Raw genomic sequence first — 25,898 nt, 5'->3', positions numbered from 1 at the left:
CATGTCTGTAGTCCAAGAAGCAGCAAAAACCGTCGAACTGCACCGCCCGGCGGCGCGCATCACCCTGCCGGAAGCGGCCACCTGGCCCATCGATGATGTGCTGGCCCTGTTCGACCTGCCTTTCAATGACCTGATGTTCAAGGCCCAGCAAACGCACCGCATCAACTTCCCCGACGGCGACGTGGAACTGGCGACCCTGTTGTCGATCAAGACGGGCGGCTGCGAGGAAGACTGCGGCTACTGCCCGCAGGCGGCCCGCTACGACACGGGCGTGGAAGCGAAAAAAATCCTCGACATCGACACGGTGCTCGACGCGGCGCGCCAGGCGAAAGCCAACGGCGCCACGCGCTTCTGCATGGGCGCCGCCTGGCGCGGCCCGAAGGACCGCGACATGGACAAAGTCGAAGAAATGGTCAGCAAAGTGAAAGCGCTGGGCCTGGAAACCTGCGCCACCCTGGGCATGCTGGAAGAGGGACAAGCGGACCGCCTGAAGAACGCGGGCCTCGACTTCTACAACCACAACCTGGACACGGCGCCCGAGTTCTATGACAACGTCATCTCCACGCGCGAATACCAGGACCGCCTCGATACGCTGGGCCGCGTGCGCGAAGCGGGCTTGAAAGTGTGCTGCGGCGGCATCGTCGGCATGGGCGAGACGCGATTGCAGCGCGCAGGCCTGATCGCCCAGCTGGCCAATTTGAATCCGTACCCGGAATCGGTGCCCGTCAATCACCTGGTACAGGTGGAGGGCACGCCCCTGTTTGGCCTGGAAGCGCTGGACCCGTTCGAATTCGTGCGCACGATCGCGGTGGCCCGCATCACCATGCCGAAGGCGCGCGTGCGTCTGTCGGCCGGCCGCCGCCAGATGGGCGAAGCCGTGCAAGCCATGTGCTTCCTGGCCGGCGCCAACTCCATCTTCTACGGCGACAAGCTGCTCACCACCGACAACCCGGAAGCGGAAGACGACCGCGTCCTGTTGAACAAACTGGGCCTGCAGACGCGCGGCGCCATGCTGGACTCGGTGCAGAAAGAGAAGTGCGGCTGCTGATCGAAGCCAACCGGGGTCAGACCCGCCGGGTCTGACCCCGGCTCTTGCTTTTGGGTTAAACAAGAACCCAACGTCTGTCCTGCCGGGGTCTGACCCAAAGGGTCAGACCCCACAATAAAAAACTTCCAGCCACGAGCTGCAAAGAGAGAGACCATGTTCACTAAAATCCTGATCGCCAACCGCGGCGAAATCGCTTGCCGTGTCGCCGCTACCGCGCGCCGCATGGGCATCCAGACCGTCGCCGTGTACTCGGAGGCGGACGCCAACGCCAAGCACGTCGCCGTGTGCGACGAAGCCGTGCTGATCGGCCCCGCGCCGGCCAAGGAAAGCTATCTGTGCGGCGACAAGATCATCGCCGTGGCGCTGGCCACTGGCGCGCAGGCGATCCACCCCGGCTACGGCTTTTTGTCCGAAAACGCCGACTTTGCCGACGCCTGCCACGCGGCGGGCCTGGTCTTCATCGGCCCGCCGGCGTCCGCCATGCGCGCCATGGGCTCCAAATCGGCCGCCAAGTCGCTGATGGAAAAGGCGAACGTGCCGCTGGTGCCCGGCTACCACGGCGAGGAACAGGATGCGGACTTCCTGCACGGCCAGGCCGACAAGATCGGCTATCCCGTGCTGCTGAAGGCTTCGGCCGGCGGCGGCGGCAAGGGCATGCGCGTCATCGAGCATTCCGATGATTTCAAGGCCGCGCTGGCCTCGTGCAAGCGCGAGGCGATCAGCTCTTTCGGCGACGACAAGGTGCTGGCCGAAAAATACCTGTCGCGTCCGCGCCATATCGAAATCCAGGTGTTCGCCGACACGCTCGGCAACTGCATCTACCTGTTCGAGCGCGACTGCTCGGTGCAGCGCCGCCACCAGAAGGTGCTGGAAGAGGCGCCGGCGCCGGGCATGCCGGCGGAGCGCCGCGCGGCCATGGGCGAGGCGGCCGTCGCCGCCGCCAAGGCCGTCGGCTACGTGGGCGCGGGCACGGTGGAATTCATCGCCAACCAGGATGGCTCGTTCTACTTCATGGAAATGAACACGCGCCTGCAAGTGGAGCATCCGGTGACGGAAATGATCACCGGCACCGACCTGGTGGAATGGCAGTTGCGCGTCGCCTTTGGCGAGCCGCTGCCGAAAAAACAGAGCGAATTGACGATCCACGGCCACGCCATCGAGGCGCGCATCTACGCGGAAAATCCTGAAAAGGGCTTCCTGCCGTCGATCGGCACCGTGCGCCACATGCAATCGCCTTCGGCCGTGACGTTCGAGCTGGGCGGCACGGTGGTGCCGGCGTCCGTGCGCATCGATTCGGGCGTGCGCGAAGGCGACGCCATCTCGCCGTTCTACGACCCGATGATCGCCAAGCTGATCGTCTGGGGCGCGGACCGCCGCGAGGCGCTGGCGCGCATGGCGCAGGCGCTGGCCGAGTACCAGATCGTGGGCCTGGCCAGCAATATCGCCTTTTTGAAGCGCCTGGTCGAAGGCCAGGCATTCAGCTCTGCCGATCTCGATACGGGCCTCATCGAGCGCAATCAGGCGTCGCTGTTTCCCGTCCTGCAGGCGGCGCCCGACACGGCCCTGGCGCTGGCGTCCGTCGCCCTGCTGCTGGAAGAAAAAACGGCCGCCGAGGCGCAGTCGGCCAACCGCGCCGACCCGTGGGGCAATGCCCTGGGCTGGCGCTTGAACAGCACCCTGGGCCGCAGCCTGGCGTTTGCCGATGAATTTACGCAGGCTGGCGACAGCAAGGCCTATGCCGCGCGCATCGCCTACAAGACCGATGGCTGGCTGTTCAACGGCCAGCCCCTCACCTTGACGGCGCGCACAGGCAACGAGCTGCACATCAAGCTGGGCGAGCGTGCCGTGCACGGCACGGTGCTGCGCGACGGCGAGCAGTTCCACGTATTTACCGGCGGCTTGCACTACACCCTGCACTACAGCGACCCGATGGCCCACGCGGGCGAAACGGAAGCGGAAGGCGGCCGCCTGACGGCGCCGATGCCGGGCAAGGTCGTCGCCGTGCTGGTCAACAAGGGGCAGGACGTCAAGAAGGGCGAGCCGCTGGTCATCATGGAAGCGATGAAGATGGAGCACACGATCGCCGCGCCGCACGACGGCCTGGTGGAAGACGTGCTGTATGCCGTCGGCGACCAGGTGGCCGACGGCGCGCCGCTGCTGGCCTTCAAGGCCGCCGCATAAAGGCAGCGGCGATGCGCATCCTTTTACAACGTTCGGATGGCAAGGAAGCGGCGTGGATCAGCGACTTCCGCGACGTGCTGCCCGAAGCTGACATCCACTTCTGGCGCGAAGGCGAGGCGGCTCCGCCGTGCGACTACGCCGTCGTCTGGCAGCCGCCCGCCGCCATGCTGCCGGAGCTGGCCACTATGAAAGCCATCTTCAACACGGGCGCCGGCGTCGACGCGCTGCTGAAATTCGGCGAGGCGCTGCCCGCCCACGTGCCGCTGGTGCGCCTCGATGACGCGGGCATGGGCGTGCAGATGGCCGAATATGTGAGCCACGCCGTGCTGCGCCACTTCCGCCGCTTCGACGACTACGAGGCGCAGGGCCGCGCCGGCATCTGGCAGCCGCTGCCCGCGTACGACAAGGCGGACTTTCCCGTCGGCGTGCTGGGCATGGGCGTGCTGGGTACCCGCGTGCTCGACGCGCTGGCGCAGTTCGAATTCCCCCTGCGTGGCTGGAGCCGCAGCCGCAAGCAGCTCGATGGCGTACAGTGCTTCGCGGGCGAGGAAGGGCTGGAAGCCTTCCTGCGCGGCACGCGCGTGCTGGTGTGCATGCTGCCGCTCACGCCGGACACGCACAACCTGCTCGACCGCGCGCGCCTGTCGATGCTGCTGCCGGGCGCCTACGTCATCAACGTGGCGCGCGGCGCGCATCTGGCCGAGCCGGATCTGCTGACCCTGATCCGTTCCGGACATATCGCCGGCGCGACGCTGGACGTGTTCCGCAACGAGCCGCTGCCGCAGCAGCACCCGTTCTGGCAAGAACCGCGCATCACCATCACGCCGCATATTTCGGCCGCCACCCTGCGCCGCGAAAGCGTGGCGCAGATCGCCGCCAAGATGCGCCGCCTGCACGCCGGAGAGCTTGTCGCCGGCACCGTCAACCGTTTGCAAGGATATTGAGATGAACCCTACTACCAGTTTGCCCAGGCAGGTCAAGATCGTCGAAGTGGGACCGCGCGACGGCCTGCAAAACGAGAAGGAAACCATCAGCGCCGCCGTCAAGATCGAGCTGGTCGACCGATTGACGCAGGCGGGCTTCGCCAATATCGAGGCGGCGTCGTTCGTCTCGCCGAAATGGGTGCCGCAGATGGCCACCAGCGCGGAGGTGATGGCAAAGATCGCGCGCCGCCCCGGCACGATTTATTCCGCGCTGACGCCGAACATGCAGGGTTTCGAGGCGGCGCTGGCGGCGAAGGCCGATGAAGTGGTGATCTTCGGTTCGGCCTCCGAGGCGTTCTCACAAAAGAACATCAACTGCTCCATCGCCGAATCGATCGCCCGCTTCGAAGGCGTGGCGAAGGCGGCCAAGGAACACGGCCTGCGCCTGCGCGGCAGCATCAGCTGCGCCTTCGGCTGCCCCTACCAGGGCGACGTGCCGCTCGACGCCGTGGCCGACGTGGTGGGCCGCATGCGCGACCTCGGTTGCGATGAAATCGACATCGCCGACACCATCGGCGTGGCCACGCCGAGAAAGACGCAGGCGGTGATGCAGCGCGCCATCGCGGCCTTCCACGTGGGTGGCCTGTCCGGCCACTTCCACGACACCTACGGCCAGGCGCTGGCGAACATCTATGCCAGCCTGGAAACGGGCATCGCGATCTATCATTCGTCCGTGTCGGGCCTGGGCGGCTGCCCCTACGCCAAGGGCGCCACCGGCAACGTGGCCACCGAGGACGTGCTGTACATGATGCAGGGACTGGGCATAGACACCGGCATCGACCTGGACCTGGTGGTCGACGCGGGGCAGTTCATTGCGCAGCAGCTGGGGCGCAAGGGTTCCAGCCGCGCGGGCAACGCCATCGCGGCGAAACGCGCAGGCTGACATCGGGGGGCGGCCCCTCAAGGCCGCTAGCGTCAAGCTCAGCGCCAACGCAGCCAGGGGCTTGACCCCGGCTGTACAGACTTTTGCGGTGTCAATGCAGCGGTCAAACCTACAGACGAAAAAAAACCCAAGAGCCGAAACTCTTGGGTTTTTTTCTACAAATTTGGTCGGAGTACAAGGATTCGAACCTTGGACCCCCTGGTCCCAAACCAGGTGCGCTACCGGGCTGCGCCACACTCCGAAGACCAAGATAATACAGGCCGCATCCACTTCGGTCAAGGGTCAGGTGAAACTCTGTGTAAATTATTTACGCGCGGCACAGAGACCCCTGTATTTTTCAACATGTCCGAAGTATGCGACACTAGGTTGGCAAGTTTTCCCGATCAGACATGAAGGCGACGACGGCAATGGATTTCAGGATAGAAAAAAACGGGGGCGACCGGCCTCTGTCGAATCGCCGCGGCATCGTACTGGGCATTGCCGTATCCTTGCTGCTGCATGGCGCCTTGCTCTCTCTGTGGCGCCACGTCCAGCCGTCTGTCGCGCTGGACACGGCGCCGCGCGTGGAATCGATCGCCGTGTGGATACGTCCGCTGGCCGCAAAGCCTCCCCCGCCCCCGCCGCCTGTCGACATGATCCAGCCGAAACGCGAACCCAAGCCCATCAGCAAACCGAAGCTTGCCACGGTGCGCGAAACGCCGGCGCAGGCGCCAACGGCGCCCGCGTCCAGTGCGCAAGCCATCACGGTCGTCCCGGCCTCACCGGCCACGCCGGTGGCCAGCCCCGACACCTTCACGCAAGAGACACCGAAATTCGACATGGAAGCGGCCCGGACGACGGCGCGCAAGATGGCGGGCGAGCGCGACCCGTCCAAGGTGGGCACGGCCGTGGGGCAAATCCCCGACAAGCCGCTGCAAACGGAAAGCCAGCTGGCGCGCGCCATCGCCCAAGGCAAGCGCGGCGATTGCCGCACCGCCTATGCAGGGGCAGGCTTGCTGGCGCCCGTGCTGATGTTGCTCGATAAAAAGGATAGCGGTTGCAAGTGGTGATGGGCTGCTTGACTATACCCATATTGGGTACTAACATACCCAATATGGGTACTTTCGCAGATACATTGTTTTCCAAGACACAGCAACGCGTGCTGGCTTTGCTCTTTGGCCAGGCGCAGCGGTCTTTCTATGCGAATGAGATCATCGCCTTCGCGGCCATCGGCTCGGGCGCCGTGCAACGCGAACTGGCCAAGCTGGTGAAATCGGCCCTGGTGACCGTCAAGAAAGTGGGCAACCAGAAGCATTACCAGGCAAATCATGATGCGCCGATCTTCAACGAGCTGCGCAGCATCGTGCTGAAAACCTTTGGTGTCGCCGATGTGCTGCGCGTGGCCCTGCAACCGTATTGGCAGGAAATCGACCTGGCGTTTGTGTACGGTTCGATGGCCAAGGGCACGGAACAGGCGCACAGCGACATCGACCTGATGGTGATCGGCAACATGGCATCGAATGCCCAGTTGCTGGCAGCGCTGCAGCCAGCGCAGCAGCAACTGGGGCGCAGCATCAACCCCACCTTGTACACACATGAAGAATGGCGGGAAAGAATAGACGACGGCAAGTCGTTCGCCGTGCGCGTCCTCGAACAGCCCAAGATTTTTGTCAAAGGGGCCAATGATGACCTCCTCAAGCTCACAGGCGCTGGCGAACCTGGCGCGCATCGGCCAGCTCAAGGCTGAGCCAACGGACGCACGCGAACGGGCGGGCTTGCTTCGCTCGGCCACCGTGCGCCTGCACGATGCCAGGCAGCCGATACTGTCGCTGGAAAGCCGCTTCGACCTGGCGTATAACGCGGCGCATGCGGCTGCCCGGTCTGCGCTGCGTCAACATGGTTATCGCAGCGACAACCGCTATCTCGTCTTTCAGAGTCTGGAACACACGCTGGGTTTCACGCCGCAGCAGTGGCTGCTATTCAATCAGGCGCACAGGAAGCGCAACCTGGCCGAATACGAGGGCGAGCTGGATGTCACGCAGGGCTTTGTCGACGAGTTGATCGAGCATGTGCAAGATCTGCTCGCAGCGGCGCAGGCGCTCGATGCCCCACCGCCGTCCTGAGTCCCTTATTCCTGCCCCTTTAACTGCAACGCCCGTTCATACAGGGCGTTTTTCTTGCGGCCCGTGATTTGCGCCGTCAGATTCGCCGCCTGCTTGACGCTGCATTCGGCCAGCAGAATGTTCAGGATGCGTTCCGCTTCCACGTCTTCCGCGTCCTGCGCCTGCGTGGCGCCTTCCAGCAGGACGACGAACTCGCCCTTTTCGCGGTGCGCGTCGGCGCGGATCCAGCTTTCCGCCTCGGACAGGGGGCAGCGGTGGATTTCCTCGAACATTTTCGTCAGCTCGCGCGCGAACACCACCTGGCGCGTCGGTTCGAACGCTTCCACGAGGGCCGTGGCGCAATCGAGGATGCGGTGCGGCGCTTCATAAAACACCATCGTCGCCGTCACGCCGCGCAGGCCGTGCAGCATGTTTTCACGCTGCTTGGCCTTGGCCGGCAGGAAGCCGACAAAGTAGAACTGGTCGTTCAACAGGCCGCTGGCGGAAATGGCGGTGATGGCCGCCGACGGGCCGGGCAGGGGCAGCACGCGCAGGCCGGCCGCGCGCACGGCGTCGACGATGCGCGCGCCGGGATCGGAGACGGCGGGCGTGCCCGCGTCGGAAACGAGGGCGATGCGCTCGCCGGCCTGCAGGCGGGCAATCAGCGTTTCCGCCACTTCCCGCTCATTATGTTGATGCGCCGCAATTAACGGCTTGTTCAGGCCAAAACGCGTCAGCAGGTGCGCCGTATTGCGCGTATCTTCACAGGCGACGGCATCGGCCAGGCTCAGCAAATGCAGCGCGCGCAGGCTGATATCGGTCACATTCCCGATCGGCGTGGCCACTATATACAATGTTGCGATAGGATAGACCTGGTGCGCCGCCTCTGTCATGATGGGCAGGCTGGCGATGGAACGGATTTCTTGTACGGTCATTTTGGAGGTTAAATGCTTGCTAATAGTGTGAAGTTACTGCTTGTTTGTGCCGCGACCGGCATGCTGAGCGCTTGCAGCACGCCTTGCGACGCGCCCGGGCAATTGTGCGCGCCTATTGAATCTAACACAAGGCCACTACCACCACCGAAGCCGCTGCCGCCGCCCGTGCCGCCGAAACCGCCCGCGCCGGAACCCGTCACCTTCGCCGTCGCCGTGCCAAATATTACTTCGTATGACGAGAATGGCGCGCCGCTGGCCCCCGTCAAGGGCAAGCCGGCCACCGGCACCCAGCTCGACATGCCGGCCGCCACGGCGCCGGCACCGGCCGATGGCAACCTCCACCACATCGGCCTGCTGCTGCCGCTGCGCTCGACGACCCTGGGGCCGGCCGCCGAACTGCTGCGCGCCGGCTTCATGGCCGCGTACGAGCGCGACCGCAGCGGCTTTGAAGTGACGGTGATCGACACGGGCGATGGCAGCAGCGACGTGCTGAACAAGTTTGCGCAGGCGCAGGAAGAGCAGGACATCGTCGTCGGGCCTTTGTCGCGCTCGGCCGTCACGGCCGTGGCGAACAGCGACCTGGTGCGTAAACCAACGATCGCCCTGAACCACCCGGACAACCGCGGCGAAGCGCGCCTGCCGGAAAAAATGCTCGTCATGGGCCTGTCGATCGAGGCGGAAGCGCGCCAGGTCGCCGCCTGGGCCGCCAGCGAACAGCCGGGCGCCAGCGCCCTGATCCTGTCCGCAGGCTCGCCCTCGCAGCGCCGCACCAGCGCCGCCTTCAAGCAGGAATGGCTGCGCCAGGGCGGCAAGGTCGACGTGGTGGAACTGTCGGCCGTGAACGGCTACCTGAGCGACGCCGACATGGTGCAGCTGCGCGCGCGCCTTGCCAGCACGCCGCCGGGCCTGCTGTTTGCCGCGCTCGACGCCGACCAGGCGCGCCAGCTGCGCGTGGCCATCGGCAGCGACTTGCCCCTGTATGGCACCTCGTCATTGAATCCCGGCGCCGGGCGTGGCGCCAGCGGCCCTGAACTGGACGGCGCACGCCTGCTGGACTTGCCATGGCAAGTCCAGCGCGATCACCCGCAAGTGATGGTGTATCCGCAGCCGCCGCAACCGGCCGACAGCCGTTTGACGGCGGACATGGAACGCCTGTACGCGCTGGGCATCGATGCCTTCCGCGTGGCGCGCGAAGTGGCGCTGCGGCCGAATGCGCCCTTCACGCTCGATGGCGTGACGGGCCGCCTGGCCGTGCGCTTCGAGGATGGCCAGACAATTTTTGAACGCACGGAACAGGCTGCCACCTACCAGCAAGGCGCGCTGGGCACCTGGCCGCCGGCCGCGCCCACGCCCGTCGCCCTGCCGCAGGTGCAATAAGGATACGCCATGCCGTCCCCGTCTTTGCCAACGAAACAGGAACGGGGACGGCAGGCGGAAGACGATGCGCTGGCGTATCTGCTGCTGCAAGGCTTGGTGCTGCTGCAACGTAATTATCTGTGCCGCGGCGGTGAACTCGACCTGATCATGCGCGATGGCGCCAGCGTCGTGTTCGTGGAAGTGCGGCTGCGCAGCAGTGCAGCCTACGGCGGCGCCCTGGCCAGCATCACGCCGGCCAAGCAGCGGCGCATGGTGCTGGCCGCGCAGACGTGGCTGCTGGGCCAGAAGCGCTTGCCGGCCTGCCGCTTCGATGCCCTGTGCATCGACGGCGGCCACATCAGCTGGCTGAAAAACATTCTGGATATGTAAGCATTTTTAACAGTGCTTGTTCGCCATGCCGCGCGCCTGCACTATAATCGGCAGACTATGAATAATCAACGCATCCTCTCGCACTTCCACGAAAGTGCCGAACTCAAGATCCAGGCCGCTACCGTACTGGCGCAACCCATTGCGCAGGCAATCGACCTGATGTTTTATGCATTGTCCAACGGCAACAAGATCCTCGCCTGCGGCAACGGCGGTTCCGCCGCCGACTGTCAGCATTTTGCAGCCGAGCTGGTGGGCCGCTTCGAGCGCGAGCGCTTTCCCTTGCCGGCCCTGGCGCTGACGACGGACACGTCGATCCTGACGGCCGTGGCGAACGACTACAGCTACCGCGAGATTTTCTCGAAGCAGGTGCAGGCCTTCGGCCAGGCCGGCGACATCCTGCTGGCCATTTCCACGTCGGGCAATTCGGCCAACGTGATGGCCGCCGTGGAAGCGGCGCTCGAGCGCGAAATGCGCGTCGTCGCGCTGACGGGCAAGGACGGCGGCGCCATCGGCAAGATGCTGACGGACGCCGACGTGCACATCTGCGTGCCGGCCGAGCGCACGGCACGCATCCAGGAAGTGCACCTGACCACCATACATTGCATCTGCGACGGCATCGATGTCGCCCTATTCGGAGGAGACGTGAATGACTAAATTCGGTACTGGCCCAGGCTGGAAACGCGTACAACGCCCATTGGCCACCGCACTGCTGTGCGGCGCCATGCTCACCTCGCTCACCGGCTGCATCGAATTGATGGTCGGTGGCGCGGTGATGGGCGGCGTCGCCGCGGCGGACCGCCGCACCCTGGGCGCCCAGACCGAAGACAAGTCGATCGCCCTGAAAGGCGAATCACGCATCCCCTCCATCGTCGGCGACATCGGCCACGTCAACGTCACCAGCTTCAACCGCCGCGTCCTGCTGACGGGCGAAGTGCGCGATGAAGCGATGAAAAATGCCGTCGAGCGCGAAGTGCGCAACATCGAAGGCGTGGAATCGGTGGCGAATGAACTGATCATCGCCGGCCCCGCCAGCTATACCTCGCGCTCGAACGACGCGCTGATCACGGCCAAGGTCAAGGCCAGCCTGGTGGACATGAAAACCATTTCGGCCGCCTCGTTCAAGGTCGTCACGGAAAACGGCACCGTCTTCCTGATGGGCCGCGTGACGCAGCGCGAAGGCACGGTTGCCTCCGACGTGGCGCGCGGCGTGAGCGGCGTGCAGAAAGTGGTCAAGCTGTTCGACTACATCTCGGAAGCGGAACTCAAGCAGTTGCAGCCGGACCCGCCGCAGCAGCGCACCACCAACACCGTCAGCGACACGGTCCAGCAGTAAGCGTCTCCGCCGTTTGACCTACAGCAAGGTTGCCACGATACGGCTACAATAGCCTGATCGTGGCAGTATCGCCGCGCTTTTCAAGTGAATTAATTCAACTTCGCCATGTCAACTTCGCCATCCGCCAGCAAGCCCTGGGTCAAGCCAGCCCTCATCGCCGTCTTCGTGGCGGGCGTGGCGGCGGCCGGCTATCTGTCGCTGAACGACAAGCAAAGCGCGCCGGACGTGACCTTCCACGGCATCCATGGCGAAAAGATCACCTCGTCCAGCCTGCGCGGCAAGGTGGTGATGGTCAATTTCTGGGCGACCTCGTGCACCACTTGCGTGGCGGAAATGCCGGAAATGGTCGACACCTACAACAAGTACAAGGGCCAGGGACTGGAATTCGTCGCCGTGGCCATGAAGTACGACCCGGCCAACTACGTGCTGAACTTTGCCGAAACGCGCCAGCTGCCCTTCAAGGTAGCGCTCGACGTGACGGGCGAGGCGGCCAAGGCCTACGGCGACGTGGCCCTGACGCCGACCACCTTCGTGCTCGACAAGCAGGGCAAGATCCTCAAGCGCTACGTGGGCAAGCCGGAATTCGCCGAACTGCACAAGCTGCTTGAAACCGCCATCGCCGGCTGAACGTCTCGCATGCGCTGCCGCGCTTCCGCGAGGCGTTGACGGCGAAGACAACAGCGCACAAAACCTTGTTGCTAAATATTGTAAAGTTGTTATAACCTTCCCATGCGTGATCCCACTCACCTTGTGAAGGCCAGCCGTGTCCCCAGCCGCCCAACCGCCCGACCCGCAGCAACTCAAAGCCTGGCTGCTTGCCGCCGCCAACAAGGACGCCGCCGCGTTCCGCCAGCTATATCACTGCACTTCATCGAAACTGTTTGGCTTTGCCCTGCGTATATTGCATAAGCAAGAGCTTGCTGAAGAAGCCTTGCAAGAGGGTTTCGTCGCCATCTGGAACAACGCCGCGTCCTACCAGAGCCATCTGGCGGCGCCGATGACCTGGATGGCCACCATCGTGCGCAACAAGGCGTTCGATGTGCTGCGGCGCAGCGACGATACCGTGGAAATCGATGCCGAACAGTTTGATAGCGAAGTCATGAATGCACTCCGAGACCCCCAGGCCACGCCGATCGAATCACTGCAGATGAGCGGTGATGCCAAGGCGCTGGCGTTTTGCATGTCGGCCCTGGAAGGGCTGCACCGGCAGGTGGTTGCCCTGGCGTATTACCATGACCTGTCGCACAGCGAAGTGGCGCAGCAGATGTCGATGCCGATCGGCACCGTGAAGACCTGGATACGCCGCAGCCTGGAACGGCTGCGCACGTGTCTGGCGAAACGGGAGGCATCATGAATATCCGCGGCAATGACACCCTGCGCCAGAAACTGGCCTCCGAATACGTGCTGGGCACCCTGAAAGGGGGCGCGCGGCGGCGTTTCGAAGGCTGGTTGCACAACGACGCCGACTTGCGCAATATCACGGCCGAGTGGCGCCAGCGCCTGGAACCGATGGCGGAATTTGCCACGCCCGTGGCGCCGCCCAAGCGCGTGTGGAAACACATCGAGCAGCGACTGCACCTGGCGCCGCAAGGCGGCTGGGCCTTGTGGCGCGATTCGCTGTCGTTCTGGCGTTCGCTGGGCATGGCCTCGAGCGCCATCGCCGCCCTGCTGGTGATCGTCGTCGCCACGCGCGTGATGGACGCGCCGCAGATCAGCTATGTCGCCAGCCTGACGGACGAGAAAGCGCAGACGGCCCTGCTGCTGACGGCCGACAGCCGCCACGGCGCCCTGGACGTGCGCATGGTGGGCAACGCGCCCGTGCCTGCCGATCGCGACCTGGAACTGTGGGCCGTGCCGAAGAGCGGCAACCCGCGCTCCCTGGGTTTGCTGGCGGACAAGGGTAACGTGAAACTGGCCCTGTCCCAGCGCGCCATCGGCAGCGACGTGGCCTTGCTGGCCGTTACCCTGGAGCCGAAAGGCGGTTCGCCGAATCCGAACGGACCGACGGGACCAATCTTGTATAAAGGTAACTGGGTAAAAATTTAACCCTAACGCAAAAATCCGGGGTCAGACCCGTCGGGTCTGACCCCGGCAGTTGATTTGGGTTGCTTACCTTACTTTGGATACAGAATCATCTGCGTGCAGCGGAACAGGGCGATGGTCTTGCCCGTTTCCTTGCTTTTCACCACGGCATCCCACACTTGCGTGTTGCGGCCCTTGTGCTCGACCTTGGCCGTGCAGGTGAGCGTGCCTTCGCGGGCCGTGCCCAGGTGGTTCGATTTGAGTTCGATGGTAGTGAAATTCGTCGCGCCTTCGGGCAGGTTGACGATGCAGCCGTAGCCGGAAGCCGTGTCGGCCAGGGTCACGACGCTGCCCGCGTGCAGGTAGCCGTTCGGCGCCAGCAAGTGCGGCAGCACGGGCAGTTCCGCCGTCAGCTGGCCATCGCCCACTTGCGTGATGACGATGCCCAGGTGGCCGGGCAGGCGGCCGGTGCCGCGTTCATTCAACATTGCTACGGTGATCTCGGGATGGCTCATGGTCTCTGCTTTTCCTTGTTGTCGTGGTGATGCCGGACAGCGGACAGGCTGCCGGAAACTACTATGATGATAGCAATTTTTCCGGCAACGGTTGGAGCGCGCCTATTTCCGGCCGCGCCGCCGCTTCCACCACACCAGAGTTCCCGTCAGCATGAACAGCAAGGGCATCAGGCCAAAGACGGTGATGAAAGCGCGGCCGGCCGCGCCGAACGCCTGGCCCGAATGCAGGGGAAATTGCCAGCCCAGGAAACGCTCGCCATACGGGGCCGTCAGCGGGTCGCGGATGCGCAGGGCCTGGCCGCTGCGCGCGTCCAGCGTGATGCGCGTGGCGCCGTCGCCGTGGGCGATCTCGTCCGGCTGGCGCACGCGGATCTCGTAGGGCTGATCCTGCTTCGGCGGCAACACGATGCGCGACACGCGCGCCTGCGGATACAGCTGCAGCGCGGCGGCCATGGCCTGGCCCGCATCGAGCACGGTGCCATCCCGTGTCACATTCTTCAGCTTGACGGTATCGGGTACCGTCGACACCAGCGCCACCAGCGGCACGATGCATTGCGGTAAATTGAAATAGATGCCGGAAAAGGCGAGCACGGCCAGCACGGGCGCGGCAAGGAAGCCGGCCTCCTTGTGCAAGGTGTAATGAAAACGGGGCCAGGAGCCGCCATGCGACACCGTCAGGGCGCGGCGGATGGCCATCCATTGCCATTTCGGCCACCACAGGTAGATGCCGCTCAGGGCCATCAGCAGCAGCATGACGCCGGAAATGCCCGTGATCGTCTTGCCCGCGTCGCCGGACAATAAGTATCGGTGCAGATGAAACATGCCCGACATCAGCAGCGGGCGCGTGAGGCCGAAGCGGCCCCAGTCGCGCTCGCCCTTGACTTGCAGGGTGTAGGGATCGACCATCACCTGGCGCACGATGGCCTGGCTGAAGGGCGACGGCTTGCCCGCTTGCCGGTACGAGGCCACATACACGTCGCGCGCGTCGGCGGGCGGATTGATCTGCGCAGGCTTGCCATAGGCGGGGTCGGCCGTGAGCAGGTCCACCACCGTTTGCAGCGTGCGCGGCGTCACCTGGAAGTGCTGGCCCGGCGCGGGTGTGCTGGCCTGCAACAGCGTGGGGTTCAGATATGCGTCAAGCTCCGGCATCCAGGCGATGGCAGAGCCCGTCAAACCCAGCAGGACAAACAAGGCGCCAAACCACAGGCCAGCATACAGGTGCAGCTTGGCGAACAGCCATTTGATCGGGCGTTTGGACATGGAAGGCGAGTCGGGGAATGTCGGGCTGCGGAACGATAGCATGAAAGCCCCACAGTGAAAATCATTATCAGGCGGCATTCTGTCGTGCCCGCGCAGCGCAAATGAATTGCAACAAGCGCTGACAATACGGCGATTTTCTTGCTACTATTCGCCCATGTCTTCCCGCCAGCCCACCCGCAAGCCCTACGGCATGCCCGCCCATCACCCGGTGTCCGCCCTCGCGCGCACGCCGTGGCGTTTGTGCGTGGCCCTGTTCAGTGCGCTGGCCCTGGTGTTCCTGCTGTCGACGGCCGCCTCGCACCTGCACAAGACCAGCCTGGACGCGGAAGAGTGCGCGCTGTGCGCCACCGTCATCGACAAGGTGGCCGATATTGCCGTGCCGCCGGCCATCGCCGAGCCGCCGGCCCAGTTACTGCCGTACCGCCTGCTGGCCGCCGCGCCAGCCACCGTGGCGCCTGTCGCCGTCCTCGTCCTGCCGCCCGTGCGCGGCCCGCCTGCCGCCTCCCTGTAGTTCCCACGCTGTTTTTCTCTTTTTACAGGCCGCACCGCCGCGTTGTAACGCGTGCCGTGCCGCCTGGCGTCGACTATTTTGAGGTTTACCATGCAACACACACCACGCTTGAGCGCGTTGTCGCTCGCCCTTGCCAGCCTGTTTACCCTGTCCGCCCATGCCGCCGAACCGGCCGATACCGGCGCCACCGCCGCCGACACCGCGACCGACACCGCGCCGCCAGCCATGCAAACGGTGGAAGTCACCTCGGCCCACCTGAAAAGCGCGCGCATCGACCTGTCGCCGAAAGTCGGCACCACCATCTACAGCATCGACAGCCATATGGTGGGCATGCTGGGACAGGGCGACAACACGCCATTCAATGAAGTCCTGCTGCGCCTGCCAGGCGTGTCGCAAGACTCGAAAGGGTCGGGCGCCCTGCACGTGCGCGATGACCATGCCAACGTGCAATACCGCATCAATGGCGTCCAATTACCAGAAAGTATCAGCGGCTTCGGCCAGTCGATCGACACGCGACTGATCGACAAGACGGATTTCATCACGGGCGCCTTGCCGGCCCAGTTCGGCCTGCGCACGGCCGGCATTGTCGATATTGAAACGAAGGAGGGCGGCTTGAGCCCTGGCGGACGCATCGGCATCCTGGTGGGCAGCCACGACCACGTGGAACCGAGTGCCGAATTTTTCGGCAGCGTCGGCAAGTTCAATTACTATCTGTCCGGCAGCTACCTGGGCAACGCGCTGGGCGTGGAAAACCCGCAGGACACGCGCAGCGCCCTGCACGACAAGACGCGCCAGAATAAAACCTTCGGCAACCTGTCGTATTTCCTCGATGACAACACGCGCCTGGGCGCGATGTTCGGCACGTACAACGGCCGCTTCCAGATCCCGAACAACCCGGACCAGGCGCCGGCCTTCTCGCTGGCCGGCCACAGCGATGCGCAGGCGGGCACGTCCACTTTGCCGTCATCGCAGCTCGATGAAAACCAGCGCGAGGTGAACCGCTTCCTCGTGCTGTCGCTGCAAAAAAGCCTGGGCGACATCAATTACCAGCTGTCCGCCTTCCACCAGTATTCGGAACTGCACTTCACACCCGATCCCATTGGCGACCTGATCTACAACGGCGTGGCGTCCGATTCGCGCCGCTCGAACAGCGCGTCCGGCGCCCAGTTCGACATCAGCTACAAGCTGCACCAGGACCACACCCTGCGCGCGGGCCTGGCCTACACGCGCCAGAAAACCACCAGCGACAACACGGTGGGCGTGTTCCCGGCGATCGATGGCGCGCAATCGTCCACCACGCCCATCACGGTGCTGGACAACAGCGGCAAGACGGGCACCCTGTCGAGTTTTTACCTGCAGGATGAATGGCATATCAGCAAGCCCTTGACCCTGAACTATGGCGCCCGCTTCGACAAGGTCTCGGCCTACACCAGCGAGCAGCAATGGAGTCCGCGCATCAACCTGGCGTATCAGCTGGCCCCGGGCACGGCCGTGCACGCGGGCTATTCGCGCTACTTCACGCCGCCGCCGCAGGAACTGGCCGCGCAAGGCAGCATCGACCTGTACGCGAACACGACGAATGCGCCCGAAATCGGCCAGTCGGACAACGTCAAGGCCGAGCGCACGCATTACTATGACGTGGGCATCAGCCACCAGGTCAACGCCAGGCTGACCTTGACGGCGGATGCGTATTATAAAAAAATCAGCAATCTGCTGGACGAGGGGCAGTTTGGCCAGGCGCTGATCCTGACGCCGTTCAACTATGCGGACGGCTACGCCAAGGGGCTGGAATTGTCGGCCATCTACAGCGAGAAAAACTGGGGCCTGTTCCTCAACGCCAGCACGCAAAAGGCGCAGGGACGCAATATCAATTCGGGGCAAGCCCTGTTTGGCGCCGATGAGTTGAACTACATCAGCACACACTATGTCTATCTCGATCATGACCAGAAATACACGCTGTCGGGTGGTGGCCACTACCACTTCGGCGATTCGCAAGTGAGCGCTGACTTCCTGTATGGCAGCGGCCTGCGCATGACACCGGACGGTGGCGCACCGAATTCCGGCCATTTGCCCAGCTATTTCACGGTCAACACGGCACTCACGCACACGTGGAAGAACACGCCCGTCGGCAAGGTGGAAGGACGCCTGGCCCTGATCAACCTGTTCGACAAGTCGTACCTGCTGCGCGACGGTTCCGGCGTGGGCGTGGGAGCGCCGCAATACGGCGCGCGCCGCAGTTTCTATGCGGGTCTATCAACAAGCTTCTAACAGTTACGCGCGAAGACAGCGGCAGGGAGCAACGCCTGCCGCTGTCGGTTGCCGTACTGTGTCATGACTTATCCCCAGGCGATGGCTGCCTGGCCATGCCCCTGCAGATAGGCATTCGCCTGGCTGAACGGCTTGCTGCCAAAGAAACCTTTGCTGGCCGATAAAGGCGATGGATGGGGCGCCGCCAGCACCAGGTGCTTGCCGGGGTCGATCAGGGTGCGCTTGGCTTGCGCGTAGCCGCCCCACAGGATGAACACGAGGTGTTCGCGCTCGGCCGACAGGTGGCCGATGGCGCTGTCCGTCAGCTTTTCCCAGCCCTTGGCCGCGTGCGAACCGGCCGCCCCTGCGCGCACCGTCAGCACGCTGTTGAGCAAGAACACGCCTTGCTGCGCCCAATCGGACAAATCCGTGCGCGTGCGCATCACGCCCACGTCGCTCTGTAATTCCTTGAAGATATTCTGCAGGCTCGGCTGCGGCGGCGTGCCTTCGGGAATCGAAAAGCACAGCCCCATGGCGGCACCGGGGGTGTGATACGGGTCTTGCCCCAGGATCACCACCTTGACTTGCTCGAACGGCGTCAGGTCGAAGGCACGAAAAATGTACTTACCCGGAGGACAACACGGCCCCGCCGCGTACTCTTCCTTCACGAAGGCGGCCAGGCGTTCCCAGTACGGCTGGGCAAACTCGCCCTCCAGCCGGGCCTTCCACGATGCGTCGATGCGTACGTCCATGCGTCACCTCATAGCCGATTCGTCAACCATGCTTTTTCAGCATGCCAGTATAGGACGCTCAGCCGCGTGCGGCGCATACGATACGCACAGGCAAAAAAAAGCCGCCCAGCTCTGCAGCGGGCGGCCTTGATGGGGCGCAGGTGCCTAGAAATTCAGCGCCGATTCCACGCCGGCGCTGTGCGCCTGTTCATCCGCGTGGTACGAGCTGCGCACCATGGCGCCCACGGCGGCGTGGGTGAAGCCCATTTTATAGGCTTCTTCCTCGAACATTTTAAACACGTCCGGGTGCACGTAGCGGCGCACGGGCAGGTGGCTGTTCGATGGCGCCAGGTACTGGCCGATGGTCAGCATGTCGATGTCGTGCTCGCGCATGTCGCGCATGACTTGCAGGATTTCCTCGTCCGTCTCGCCCAGGCCCACCATGATGCCGGACTTGGTCTTCACGTCCGGATACATGGCCTTGAAGTCCTTCAGCAGCTTCAGCGAGTGCATGTAGTCGGAGCCGGGACGCGCTTCCTTGTACAGGCGCGGCGCCGTTTCCAGGTTGTGGTTCATGACGTCAGGCAAGCCATCCTTGAACAGATTCAAGGCTTTTTCCAGGCGGCCGCGGAAGTCCGGCACCAGCACTTCGATGCGGGTATTCGGCGACAGGGCGCGCGTCTGCTGGATGCACTCGACGAAATGGCCGGCGCCGCCGTCGCGCAGGTCATCGCGGTCGACGGAAGTGATGACGACATAGTTCAGGCGCAGCTTGGCGATGGTTTTCGACAGATTCGATGGCTCGTCCTTGTCCAACGGGTCCGGACGGCCATGGCCGACGTCGCAGAACGGGCAGCGGCGCGTGCACTTGTCGCCCATGATCATGAAGGTGGCCGTGCCCTTGCCGAAGCATTCGCCGATATTCGGGCAGCTGGCTTCCTCGCACACGGTGACGAGCTTGTTTTCGCGCAGGATATCCTTGATTTCATAGAAACGCGTGGATGCCGAGGCGGCCTTGACGCGGATCCAGTCCGGCTTTTTCAGGCGCTCGACTTGCTCGATCGGAATGATCTTGATCGGGATGCGCGAGGTCTTGCTGGCGCCTTTTTGCTTTTCGCTCGGGTTGTACGCGGGAACGGCGGTCGCGGCGGGGGCGGTGCTGGAAATGGTCTCAGAAGTCATGGCTGCAAGCCCTTGACGGGCAGTGTTGGTTTGTTTGCTCAGGCATCCGCTGCCTGAGGCGCGCCTGCGGCGCTGTTTACTTCGCTTACATCGAGTAATACGGTCAATTCATGGGCCAGGGCCCGCTGCACCTCGGCCAGCGGCGCCACCACGCCCAAGCTGCGCATGTCCACCGTCTTCAGGCCGGAATAGCCGCAGGGGTTAATCCAGGAAAACGGCGCCAGGTCCATCGCCACGTTGAGCGATACGCCATGGTAGGTGCAGCCGTTGCCGCGCACTTTCAATCCCAGCGCGGCAATCTTCGCACCCTTGTCTGGCCCGCCGGCAATATAAATGCCAGGCGCGCCATCGATGCGCTCGCCAGCGAGATTATACGCCGCCAGCACGTTGATGATGGCTTGCTCGATTTTATGCACGAACTGGCGCGCATACAGCTTGCCGCCCGGCTTGTTGCGGCGCAAGTCCATCAGCAAATAAATCACCACCTGGCCGGGGCCGTGGAAGGTGACTTCGCCGCCGCGGTCCGTCTGCACCACGGGGATCGCGTCCGCGCCGGCCAGCAGATGGCCACGGTCGGCCGCCAGGCCCAAGGTAAATACGGGCGGATGCTCGACGATCCACAGTTCGTCGCGCGTATCCGTCGTACGCGCATCGGTGAAGGCGCGCATGGCGGCAAAGGTCGGCTCGTAATCGACGCGGCCCAGCTCGCGGATCAGCGCCGTTTCGGTGCGGGTGGTGGTCATGACAGATTCTGTAATCAGCTGCCGGCGCCCTGCGGACGCTGCGGCGAAGCCGTGATTATAAGCCAGCGCGCCGTTTCATTCAGGCGTTGTCCACTGGCAACAGCAGCCTGGCCAATTTTTGCGCGGCGTGGCGCACCTGGGCCAGGCTCAGGGCCGTGTAGCCCAGCAGCACGGCCGGCGCCAGCTGTACGCCATGGCAAAAGTCGCCCAGCGGCTGCAGCGCCAGGCCGTCCTGCGCCGCGCGCGCGCAAAATACGCGCTCATCGCTGTCCGGCGGCAGCCACAGCAGGCAATGAAAACCCGCCTGCTGGCCGGAAATCGTGTAACGGCCAGGGGCGATCTGTTCCAGGCAGGCCAGCAGCAGGTCGCGCCGCTCCTTGTAGGCCAGGCGCGCCTGGCGCAGATGGCGCACGAACGCGCCTTCCTCCATCCAGGCGGCCAGCGCCAGCTGCTCCGTCACGCCCACGGGGCGGCCCGTCAGCTGCAAGGTGCGCAGCAGCAAGGGCCGCAAAGGGGGCGGCAAGACCATGAAGCCCACGCGCAGCCCCGCGAACAGGGTCTTGTTGAAGCTGCCGCAGTAAATCACGCGCTGGTACTGGTCCAGCGCCTTCAGGGCCGCCAGCGGCGCGCTCTGGTAATTGAATTCGCTGTCGTAATCGTCTTCCACCACCCAGGCGCCGCTGTCGTTCGCCCATTCCAGCAAGGCCAGGCGGCGCGTGACGGACATGGTCACGCCCAGCGGCGACTGGTGCGCCGGCGTCACGTACGCGACGCTGGCATCCGCATGCTGGCGCAAGGCGGCGCAATCGATGCCCTCGGCGTCGACGGGAATGTCCACGCAGACGGCGCCGCACAGGGCGAACAGGGCGCGCGCGGCCGGATAGCCAGGATCTTCCAGGCAGACCTTGTCGCCATCGCGCACGATGCTGCGCGCCAGCAAGTCGATCGCGTGGCGGATGCCGGTGGTGACAAGGATGTCTTGCGGATCGCAGCGGATGCCGCGGTACTTGGCGAGGAAATCGGCGATCTGCTGGCGCAGCTGGGGCAGGCCGGCCGGATCGGCGCTGCACAGCTGCTCCGGGGTGGCGGCGGCCAGCGCCCGCGCGGTGCATTTGGACCAGGCGGCCATGGAAAACAGGCTGGCATCGGCGCGCCGGGCCACGAAGGGCATGCCGTCGCGCACGCCCGTGTCCGAAGCGGGCAGGGGCACGCAGGCCGGCGTGGCCGGGACGGCATCGCCAAAACCCGCCATCAAGAAACGTTCCGGCACCACGGCGCACACGCGCGTGCCGGAGCCGGGCACGCGCGTCACGTACGCTTCCGCGTGCAGGCGGTCGAACACGGTTTCGATGGTACCGCGCGACAATTCCCACCGTTCGGCCAGCGTGCGGCTGGACGGCAGGCGGCTGCCCGCCGGCAGCATCTTCGTCAGGATGGCCGAGCGCAGCGCTTCATAAGCGCCGTCCTGCTTGCTGACGCCAGCCTGGTCTAGCCAGCTGGTGGGGCGGGGCAAGTCCAGCGCGTGCGGTGATTTTCCTCGCGGCATGATGAAGTTCGTCCAGGTGCGTCCAAGTGGTCCAATGAAATAAGTGATGACTGGCACTTCGCATTACACCACAACCACCTTACTCTCGCCGTTCCGGTGCGCCAGCGGGGCGCGCCATGCAATCTAGCGTCTGAAAAACATGATTAAAAATACATCCCTGCCGCTCTGGGCCTGGGGCGGCATCGTGCTGCTGCTGGTCTCCCTGTCGCGCATCAGCATCGACATTTATCTGCCTTCGCTGCCGGCCATGGCCGATGCCCTGCAAGCCAGCGATGCGCAATTGCAATTGACCCTGAGCCTGTTCATGGCCGGCTCGGCCGCCTCGATGCTGGCCTGCGGCCCCCTGGCCGACCGCTGGGGACGCCGCCCCGTGCTGCTGGCCGGCACGGGCATTTACGTGTTCGCCAGCATCGTCTGCACCGTGACCTCCGACGTGCACGTATTGATCGCCGCGCGCCTGCTGCAAGCGTTCGGCGGCTGCAGCGGCACCATCATCGGCCGGGTCATGGTGCGCGACCGCTTCGATCCCGCCACGCAGGCGCGCATGCTGGGGCAAATCTCGATGATGATGGGGCTGTCGCCTATCCTCGCGCCGCTGGCCGGCAGCGTGCTCGACGCGGCGTTCGGCTGGCGCGCCGCGTTTGGCGTGCTGTGCGCGCTGGGGGCGCTGTCGCTCGGGCTGATCGCCGCGTATGTGCCGGAAACCAGGCCGGCCGATACCGTACCGCAAAGTCATACGCTGGCACTGTACCGGCGCCTGCTGAGCGACAGGTATTTCCTGCGCTATGCGCTGGCCATCGGCTGTGTGTATTGCACGTATTTCCCGTTCATCGCGGAATCGTCCGTGCTGCTGCAACGGGGGATGCACCTGTCGCCAGGCGCGTATGCGCTGGTGTTCGCGCTGACGGTCAGCGGTTATATCGCGGGCTCCAGCCTGTTCCGCGCACTGGCGGCGCGCCTGGGCGCCGATTACCTGCTGGGCGTGGCGGTGGCACTGAATGTGGCGGGCGCGGCCAGCCTGTTGCTGGCGGGTAGCCTGGCGCCACGGCACGCGGCGTCGCTGGTGGCGCCCATGCTGCTGGTGATGGTGTCGGTGGGCATGGCCATTCCGGCCTGCCAGCTGGCCGTGCTGCAGCCGTATGGCGCCCAGGCGGGCAGCGCCTCGGGCCTGTTCTTCTTCGTGCAGATGGCCATCACGGCCGCCTGCGGCGCGCTGCTTGCCGCCATCACCGATGGCAGCGAGCGGCCCCTGCTGTGGGTAACGGCGGCGGCCAGCGCCGCCTTTGCCGCCGTCTGGCTGCTCACCAGGAGCCGCGCCAGCGTGGCGGCGGCCAGCCTTACATGACGATCTTCACCATCGGGTGGCCCGACAGCGCCGTGTACAGGGCGTCGAGCTGCTCGCGGCTGATGGCGCGCACGGTCACGGTCAGGCCCGTGTAATTGCCCTTGCCCGAGGGGCGCTCTTCCATGCGGCCCGCGTGGAAGGTCGGATCGTGGCTGATCACCAGTTCCAGCATGGTCGGCGCGAAGTCGACGTGCGTCGGGCCCATGATCTTGATGGGAAAGTCGCTCGGATATTCGATCAGCGATTCGCTGGGAGGAATGACGTGTTCGGTGGGAGGGGTGGTTTGCATGGGAATTCCAATCAATGCCGGTCAGAACAGGCGGCGCAGCATACATCGCGCGACGGCTGCATAAAAGCGTATTGTAGCCAACTTTGAGGGCGGCTGCGCCCGTTGCGATGGCGCCGGCGTGGCGGAAAAAAAAAGCCAGCTGGATCAGCTGGCGAAAACTATTTCGTTTGAACAAAATAGCCGGAAAATTGATGCTCTCGCACCACAAGGATTGCGCTGTTCCGCAATGACGCCACTGTAGACAAAACAGCCCCGCCTTGCCTGCGGCATGTGACGAACTGCCGCTTTGGCGGCATGAGCGTCGCCCTGGCGCGACCAGGCGGGAGGCGGAGGCGGGCGGCCGTCAGCGGTCGGATACCTGCTCCCGGCCGTTACGGCCAGGATTGCCGCGCTCGATATTTCGTTCATTGCCGCGCTCGTTTCCACGTTCACGCGGCGGGGCGGGGCGTTCCGGGCGCGCTTCCGGCGCGGGACGGGCAGCGGGCGCCGGCATCGGCGGCGGCGCCGGCCGCGGGACCGCTACGGGTGGGGGCGCCGGCGGCGGCGCCGTTTGCAGCACCTCGCGGCGCGGGCCACGGTCCCATCGGCCCTCGTCCCGGCGCGGCGTATCGGCCGGGCGCTCCATGACGGGACGCTGCGGCGCCCGTTCGGCGCGCGGACGCTCGTCACGCTGACGCTCGTCGCCACGCCACACGGGCGGGCGCGCCACATGATCCTGCACGGGCGGCAAGGCGGGCATGGACGGCTGCGACGGCATCGGCGGCTGCGATGGCACGGGCGGCGGCGGCGCTGGCACGGCTTGCGGCGGGGTAGCCGGCATCGGTGGCCGCGCTGGCAGGGCCGGGCGCGGCGCCAGGTGCGCCTGGCCACCGTCCGTCTGCAGCCGTCCAGGACGGTTGACCCAGTCGCGCGGGCCATGCTCCGCGCGCGGCAGTTCGGCAGGGGGCTGCCAGTTGCCGCCCGGCGCAGGTGCCGTGCTCAAGGGCAAGCTTTGCATGACGGGCGGCGGCATGGTGGTGCGGTTGCGGCGCGGCACATCGACCGTGCGCTGCCCGCCAAAACGCTCGCCCGGCAGCATGCTCATGCCTTCGCGCCGCTCGCGTTCGCCCGCCACAGAGCGGCGGCCGTCCGCGTAGCGGTTGATGCGGCGCTCATAATCGCTGCTGGCGCGGTAGCCGGGCACGTAGCGCTCATGCGGCGACAGGGGAAACCAGCCCACGCCCGGGCGCGCGCCATGCTGCGGTCCGTGCTCCGGCCCATGGTTGCCGCCGACCCAGCCCACCAGCGCCGGCGCCCAGGGCACGCGCGCGCGCTCGCGTCCCGGTGCCCAGCCCCAGCGCTGGCCACGCAGCACCCAGCGGCCGTAATGCGACGGCGCGTAACCCCAGGGCGCATTGTCGACCCAGGTCCAGCCCCATGGCGCGATCCAGGTCCAGCGCCCGTCGCTATACGGCGCCCAGCCCAGCGGCACCGTGCTGGGCAGCCACAGGGGTCCGTATTCCGCGTCGTCCTGCCAGGCGCCGTAGCGGTCCAGCTCTTCATAGCCGGTGGTATCGTCCGTGACATAGCGCAAGGCGGGCGTGGCGACGGGCAAGGCTTCCGGCCAGTTGTCAAAGGCGATCCGCTGCACGGCGCCCGTGCGCACCTCGTCGTCCGTCAGCTCCGCGCGCTTGCCGGCACGCAAGGTGACGCTGCCCGTCGTGCTATCCACCTCGGCCGCGCCTTCGAGCACGCTGACCACGCTGGTGCCGGGCTGGCGCTCGGCATCGATGCGCACCCAGCCCGGCTGGGTGAGCGTCACGCGGGCCTGCGCGGTGGTCAGTTCCAAGCCGCGCAGCGCGTCCGGATTGCGCACGCGCACGCTGACACTGCCATAGCTGAGGTGCAGCTTGAAACTGTCGTCATCGAGCTCGCTCACTTCCAGCTCGGAATCGCCGTCGAGGCGCACGGCGGCCGCGCCCACGCGAAACTCGGCCAGCGCGCCGCGCATGGTGCTCAAGCGGTTATCCGTCGTGACGGGCCAGTTCAGCAGGGCGTTTTGCGCCTCGCCACCGCCGGCGCGCACCAGCACCTGTCCTTCGACGGTGGAAATGCGCCCCACGCGGGCGGGCGGGTCCTGCGCCAGGGCGAAGTGGCAGGCGGACGCCAGCAGCACGGCGCACAGGGTCTTGAGCAGGGGGAAAGGCAGGGTCGGACGCATGGCGCGCTCCAGGCTGGACTGATATGGATGACAAGGGGACAACAAGCCGATTACAGTCCTATCGGGCCGGCGCAGCAAGCGGGCTTACAAATGTTTGCATCTTGGTTTGCAAATTGC

The 25,898-nt window shown here is 65.0% G+C and carries 26 protein-coding genes and 1 tRNA gene; 17 read left to right on the top strand and 10 right to left on the bottom strand.

Annotated elements, in window-relative coordinates; translation table 11 throughout:
• Position 1: 1 nt before the first annotated feature.
• From bioB to BM193_RS18365, 4 genes are all read left to right on the top strand, one after another.
• Positions 2-1,048, top strand: a complete 1,047-nt coding sequence (gene bioB / locus BM193_RS18380; protein ID WP_092799120.1) for a biotin synthase BioB — start codon at positions 2-4, stop codon at positions 1,046-1,048.
• A 153-nt stretch (positions 1,049-1,201) separates the two neighbouring features.
• Positions 1,202-3,229, top strand: coding sequence for an acetyl/propionyl/methylcrotonyl-CoA carboxylase subunit alpha (locus tag BM193_RS18375; protein WP_092799118.1), 2,028 nt, complete (start codon positions 1,202-1,204; stop codon positions 3,227-3,229).
• Between the two features lie 11 nt (positions 3,230-3,240).
• Positions 3,241-4,173: a 2-hydroxyacid dehydrogenase gene (locus BM193_RS18370; protein ID WP_092799116.1), complete on the top strand. Its 933-nt coding sequence runs from the start codon at positions 3,241-3,243 to the stop codon at positions 4,171-4,173.
• Position 4,174: 1 nt separating this feature from the next.
• Positions 4,175-5,095 carry a hydroxymethylglutaryl-CoA lyase gene (locus BM193_RS18365; protein WP_092799114.1) on the top strand — a complete coding sequence of 307 codons (921 nt, stop codon included), beginning with the start codon at positions 4,175-4,177 and terminating at the stop codon, positions 5,093-5,095.
• Positions 5,096-5,259: 164 nt separating this feature from the next.
• Here the strand turns inward: BM193_RS18365 and BM193_RS18360 are convergent.
• A tRNA-Pro gene (locus BM193_RS18360) sits at positions 5,260-5,336 on the bottom strand.
• 166 nt (positions 5,337-5,502) lie between these two features.
• On the opposite strand from BM193_RS18360, the gene BM193_RS18355 reads away from it, so the two are divergent.
• The 3 genes from BM193_RS18355 (at position 5,503) to BM193_RS18345 (ending at position 7,197) form a co-directional block, all read left to right on the top strand.
• Positions 5,503-6,144: a hypothetical protein gene (locus BM193_RS18355; RefSeq protein WP_092799112.1), complete on the top strand. Its 642-nt coding sequence runs from the start codon at positions 5,503-5,505 to the stop codon at positions 6,142-6,144.
• Positions 6,145-6,233: 89 nt separating this feature from the next.
• Positions 6,234-6,821: a nucleotidyltransferase domain-containing protein gene (locus tag BM193_RS18350; protein ID WP_254786309.1), complete on the top strand. Its 588-nt coding sequence runs from the start codon at positions 6,234-6,236 to the stop codon at positions 6,819-6,821.
• Positions 6,757-7,197, top strand: a complete 441-nt coding sequence (locus BM193_RS18345) for a hypothetical protein (protein WP_254786308.1) — start codon at positions 6,757-6,759, stop codon at positions 7,195-7,197. Before BM193_RS18350 ends, BM193_RS18345 begins: the two co-directional genes overlap by 65 nt.
• A gap of 5 nt (positions 7,198-7,202) precedes the next feature.
• Here BM193_RS18345 and rsmI read toward each other — a convergent pair whose 3' ends face one another.
• The gene (gene rsmI, locus BM193_RS18340) at positions 7,203-8,111 is read right to left on the bottom strand and encodes a 16S rRNA (cytidine(1402)-2'-O)-methyltransferase (protein WP_092799106.1); all 909 of its coding nucleotides are present in this window, start codon (positions 8,109-8,111) and stop codon (positions 7,203-7,205) included.
• Between the two features lie 165 nt (positions 8,112-8,276).
• On the opposite strand from rsmI, the gene BM193_RS18335 reads away from it, so the two are divergent.
• The 7 genes from BM193_RS18335 to BM193_RS18305 all read left to right on the top strand — a co-directional run bounded on the left by BM193_RS18335 (position 8,277) and on the right by BM193_RS18305 (position 13,236).
• Positions 8,277-9,488 (top strand): penicillin-binding protein activator, encoded by a 1,212-nt coding sequence (locus tag BM193_RS18335; RefSeq protein WP_092799104.1) that lies wholly within the window; start codon positions 8,277-8,279, stop codon positions 9,486-9,488.
• 9 nt (positions 9,489-9,497) lie between these two features.
• Positions 9,498-9,857, top strand: a complete 360-nt coding sequence (locus BM193_RS18330; RefSeq protein ID WP_092799102.1) for a YraN family protein — start codon at positions 9,498-9,500, stop codon at positions 9,855-9,857.
• A gap of 57 nt (positions 9,858-9,914) precedes the next feature.
• The gene (locus BM193_RS18325) at positions 9,915-10,511 is read left to right on the top strand and encodes a phosphoheptose isomerase (protein WP_034752465.1); all 597 of its coding nucleotides are present in this window, start codon (positions 9,915-9,917) and stop codon (positions 10,509-10,511) included.
• Positions 10,504-11,190, top strand: a complete 687-nt coding sequence (locus tag BM193_RS18320; protein ID WP_092799100.1) for a BON domain-containing protein — start codon at positions 10,504-10,506, stop codon at positions 11,188-11,190. Before BM193_RS18325 ends, BM193_RS18320 begins: the two co-directional genes overlap by 8 nt.
• Positions 11,191-11,295: 105 nt before the next feature.
• Positions 11,296-11,817: a peroxiredoxin family protein gene (locus tag BM193_RS18315; RefSeq protein ID WP_092799098.1), complete on the top strand. Its 522-nt coding sequence runs from the start codon at positions 11,296-11,298 to the stop codon at positions 11,815-11,817.
• A gap of 136 nt (positions 11,818-11,953) precedes the next feature.
• Positions 11,954-12,544: a sigma-70 family RNA polymerase sigma factor gene (locus BM193_RS18310; protein ID WP_092799096.1), complete on the top strand. Its 591-nt coding sequence runs from the start codon at positions 11,954-11,956 to the stop codon at positions 12,542-12,544.
• The gene (locus tag BM193_RS18305) at positions 12,541-13,236 is read left to right on the top strand and encodes an anti-sigma factor (protein WP_092799094.1); all 696 of its coding nucleotides are present in this window, start codon (positions 12,541-12,543) and stop codon (positions 13,234-13,236) included. The genes BM193_RS18310 and BM193_RS18305 overlap by 4 nt, the downstream gene beginning before the upstream one ends.
• Positions 13,237-13,304: 68 nt before the next feature.
• Here BM193_RS18305 and BM193_RS18300 read toward each other — a convergent pair whose 3' ends face one another.
• The gene (locus BM193_RS18300; protein WP_092799092.1) at positions 13,305-13,727 is read right to left on the bottom strand and encodes a PaaI family thioesterase; all 423 of its coding nucleotides are present in this window, start codon (positions 13,725-13,727) and stop codon (positions 13,305-13,307) included.
• A gap of 102 nt (positions 13,728-13,829) precedes the next feature.
• Positions 13,830-14,987 carry a PepSY-associated TM helix domain-containing protein gene (locus BM193_RS18295; RefSeq protein ID WP_092799090.1) on the bottom strand — a complete coding sequence of 386 codons (1,158 nt, stop codon included), beginning with the start codon at positions 14,985-14,987 and terminating at the stop codon, positions 13,830-13,832.
• Positions 14,988-15,141: 154 nt separating this feature from the next.
• On the opposite strand from BM193_RS18295, the gene BM193_RS18290 reads away from it, so the two are divergent.
• Both BM193_RS18290 and BM193_RS18285 read left to right on the top strand, forming a co-directional pair.
• A complete protein-coding gene (locus BM193_RS18290; RefSeq protein ID WP_092799088.1) occupies positions 15,142-15,498 on the top strand; it encodes a hypothetical protein in 357 nt (118 codons plus the stop codon).
• 90 nt (positions 15,499-15,588) lie between these two features.
• On the top strand, positions 15,589-17,766 hold the full coding sequence (locus BM193_RS18285; protein ID WP_092799087.1) for a TonB-dependent receptor: 2,178 nt from the start codon (positions 15,589-15,591) through the stop codon (positions 17,764-17,766).
• A 68-nt stretch (positions 17,767-17,834) separates the two neighbouring features.
• On the opposite strand, the gene BM193_RS18280 is transcribed toward BM193_RS18285, so the two are convergent.
• The 4 genes from BM193_RS18280 to BM193_RS18265 form a co-directional block, all read right to left on the bottom strand.
• Positions 17,835-18,497 (bottom strand): uracil-DNA glycosylase, encoded by a 663-nt coding sequence (locus BM193_RS18280; RefSeq protein WP_092799085.1) that lies wholly within the window; start codon positions 18,495-18,497, stop codon positions 17,835-17,837.
• A gap of 144 nt (positions 18,498-18,641) precedes the next feature.
• Positions 18,642-19,658: a lipoyl synthase gene (gene lipA / locus BM193_RS18275; RefSeq protein ID WP_092799083.1), complete on the bottom strand. Its 1,017-nt coding sequence runs from the start codon at positions 19,656-19,658 to the stop codon at positions 18,642-18,644.
• 38 nt (positions 19,659-19,696) lie between these two features.
• On the bottom strand, positions 19,697-20,401 hold the full coding sequence (gene lipB / locus BM193_RS18270; protein WP_092799081.1) for a lipoyl(octanoyl) transferase LipB: 705 nt from the start codon (positions 20,399-20,401) through the stop codon (positions 19,697-19,699).
• Between the two features lie 79 nt (positions 20,402-20,480).
• Positions 20,481-21,947, bottom strand: a complete 1,467-nt coding sequence (locus tag BM193_RS18265; RefSeq protein WP_092799079.1) for a MocR-like pyridoxine biosynthesis transcription factor PdxR — start codon at positions 21,945-21,947, stop codon at positions 20,481-20,483.
• Positions 21,948-22,086: 139 nt separating this feature from the next.
• Between BM193_RS18265 and BM193_RS18260 the strand changes: the two genes are divergently transcribed.
• Entirely contained in the window at positions 22,087-23,292 is a 1,206-nt protein-coding gene (locus BM193_RS18260) for a multidrug effflux MFS transporter (protein ID WP_092799077.1), read from the top strand.
• Here the strand turns inward: BM193_RS18260 and BM193_RS18255 are convergent.
• Complete coding sequence (locus BM193_RS18255) at positions 23,285-23,581, bottom strand: DUF493 family protein (protein ID WP_092799075.1); 297 nt, start codon at positions 23,579-23,581, stop codon at positions 23,285-23,287. The genes BM193_RS18260 and BM193_RS18255 overlap by 8 nt on opposite strands.
• 343 nt (positions 23,582-23,924) lie before the next feature.
• Positions 23,925-25,781 carry a DUF6600 domain-containing protein gene (locus BM193_RS18250; RefSeq protein ID WP_092799073.1) on the bottom strand — a complete coding sequence of 619 codons (1,857 nt, stop codon included), beginning with the start codon at positions 25,779-25,781 and terminating at the stop codon, positions 23,925-23,927.
• Positions 25,782-25,898 lie beyond the last annotated feature (117 nt).

Source organism: Janthinobacterium sp. 344 (assembly GCF_900112025.1).
Classification (GTDB): domain Bacteria; phylum Pseudomonadota; class Gammaproteobacteria; order Burkholderiales; family Burkholderiaceae_D; genus Janthinobacterium.
This window is presented reverse-complemented; position numbering and strand designations above follow the sequence as displayed.

What these genes read in the sequence shown, in the direction of transcription:
- BM193_RS18295 (WP_092799090.1), bottom strand. Translation starts at nt 14,987, where the DNA reads ATGTCCAAACGCCCGATCAAATGGCTGTTCGCCAAGCTGCACCTGTAT.
- BM193_RS18365 (WP_092799114.1), top strand. Translation starts at nt 4,175, where the DNA reads ATGAACCCTACTACCAGTTTGCCCAGGCAGGTCAAGATCGTCGAAGTG.
- BM193_RS18370 (WP_092799116.1), top strand. Translation starts at nt 3,241, where the DNA reads ATGCGCATCCTTTTACAACGTTCGGATGGCAAGGAAGCGGCGTGGATC.
- lipB (WP_092799081.1), bottom strand. Translation starts at nt 20,401, where the DNA reads ATGACCACCACCCGCACCGAAACGGCGCTGATCCGCGAGCTGGGCCGC.
- BM193_RS18345 (WP_254786308.1), top strand. Translation starts at nt 6,757, where the DNA reads ATGATGACCTCCTCAAGCTCACAGGCGCTGGCGAACCTGGCGCGCATC.
- BM193_RS18265 (WP_092799079.1), bottom strand. Translation starts at nt 21,947, where the DNA reads ATGCCGCGAGGAAAATCACCGCACGCGCTGGACTTGCCCCGCCCCACC.
- bioB (WP_092799120.1), top strand. Translation starts at nt 2, where the DNA reads ATGTCTGTAGTCCAAGAAGCAGCAAAAACCGTCGAACTGCACCGCCCG.
- BM193_RS18375 (WP_092799118.1), top strand. Translation starts at nt 1,202, where the DNA reads ATGTTCACTAAAATCCTGATCGCCAACCGCGGCGAAATCGCTTGCCGT.
- BM193_RS18280 (WP_092799085.1), bottom strand. Translation starts at nt 18,497, where the DNA reads ATGGACGTACGCATCGACGCATCGTGGAAGGCCCGGCTGGAGGGCGAG.
- BM193_RS18250 (WP_092799073.1), bottom strand. Translation starts at nt 25,781, where the DNA reads ATGCGTCCGACCCTGCCTTTCCCCCTGCTCAAGACCCTGTGCGCCGTG.
- BM193_RS18305 (WP_092799094.1), top strand. Translation starts at nt 12,541, where the DNA reads ATGAATATCCGCGGCAATGACACCCTGCGCCAGAAACTGGCCTCCGAA.
- lipA (WP_092799083.1), bottom strand. Translation starts at nt 19,658, where the DNA reads ATGACTTCTGAGACCATTTCCAGCACCGCCCCCGCCGCGACCGCCGTT.
- BM193_RS18290 (WP_092799088.1), top strand. Translation starts at nt 15,142, where the DNA reads ATGTCTTCCCGCCAGCCCACCCGCAAGCCCTACGGCATGCCCGCCCAT.
- BM193_RS18320 (WP_092799100.1), top strand. Translation starts at nt 10,504, where the DNA reads ATGACTAAATTCGGTACTGGCCCAGGCTGGAAACGCGTACAACGCCCA.
- BM193_RS18300 (WP_092799092.1), bottom strand. Translation starts at nt 13,727, where the DNA reads ATGAGCCATCCCGAGATCACCGTAGCAATGTTGAATGAACGCGGCACC.
- BM193_RS18315 (WP_092799098.1), top strand. Translation starts at nt 11,296, where the DNA reads ATGTCAACTTCGCCATCCGCCAGCAAGCCCTGGGTCAAGCCAGCCCTC.
- BM193_RS18330 (WP_092799102.1), top strand. Translation starts at nt 9,498, where the DNA reads ATGCCGTCCCCGTCTTTGCCAACGAAACAGGAACGGGGACGGCAGGCG.
- BM193_RS18285 (WP_092799087.1), top strand. Translation starts at nt 15,589, where the DNA reads ATGCAACACACACCACGCTTGAGCGCGTTGTCGCTCGCCCTTGCCAGC.
- BM193_RS18355 (WP_092799112.1), top strand. Translation starts at nt 5,503, where the DNA reads ATGGATTTCAGGATAGAAAAAAACGGGGGCGACCGGCCTCTGTCGAAT.
- BM193_RS18325 (WP_034752465.1), top strand. Translation starts at nt 9,915, where the DNA reads ATGAATAATCAACGCATCCTCTCGCACTTCCACGAAAGTGCCGAACTC.
- rsmI (WP_092799106.1), bottom strand. Translation starts at nt 8,111, where the DNA reads ATGACCGTACAAGAAATCCGTTCCATCGCCAGCCTGCCCATCATGACA.
- BM193_RS18260 (WP_092799077.1), top strand. Translation starts at nt 22,087, where the DNA reads ATGATTAAAAATACATCCCTGCCGCTCTGGGCCTGGGGCGGCATCGTG.
- BM193_RS18255 (WP_092799075.1), bottom strand. Translation starts at nt 23,581, where the DNA reads ATGCAAACCACCCCTCCCACCGAACACGTCATTCCTCCCAGCGAATCG.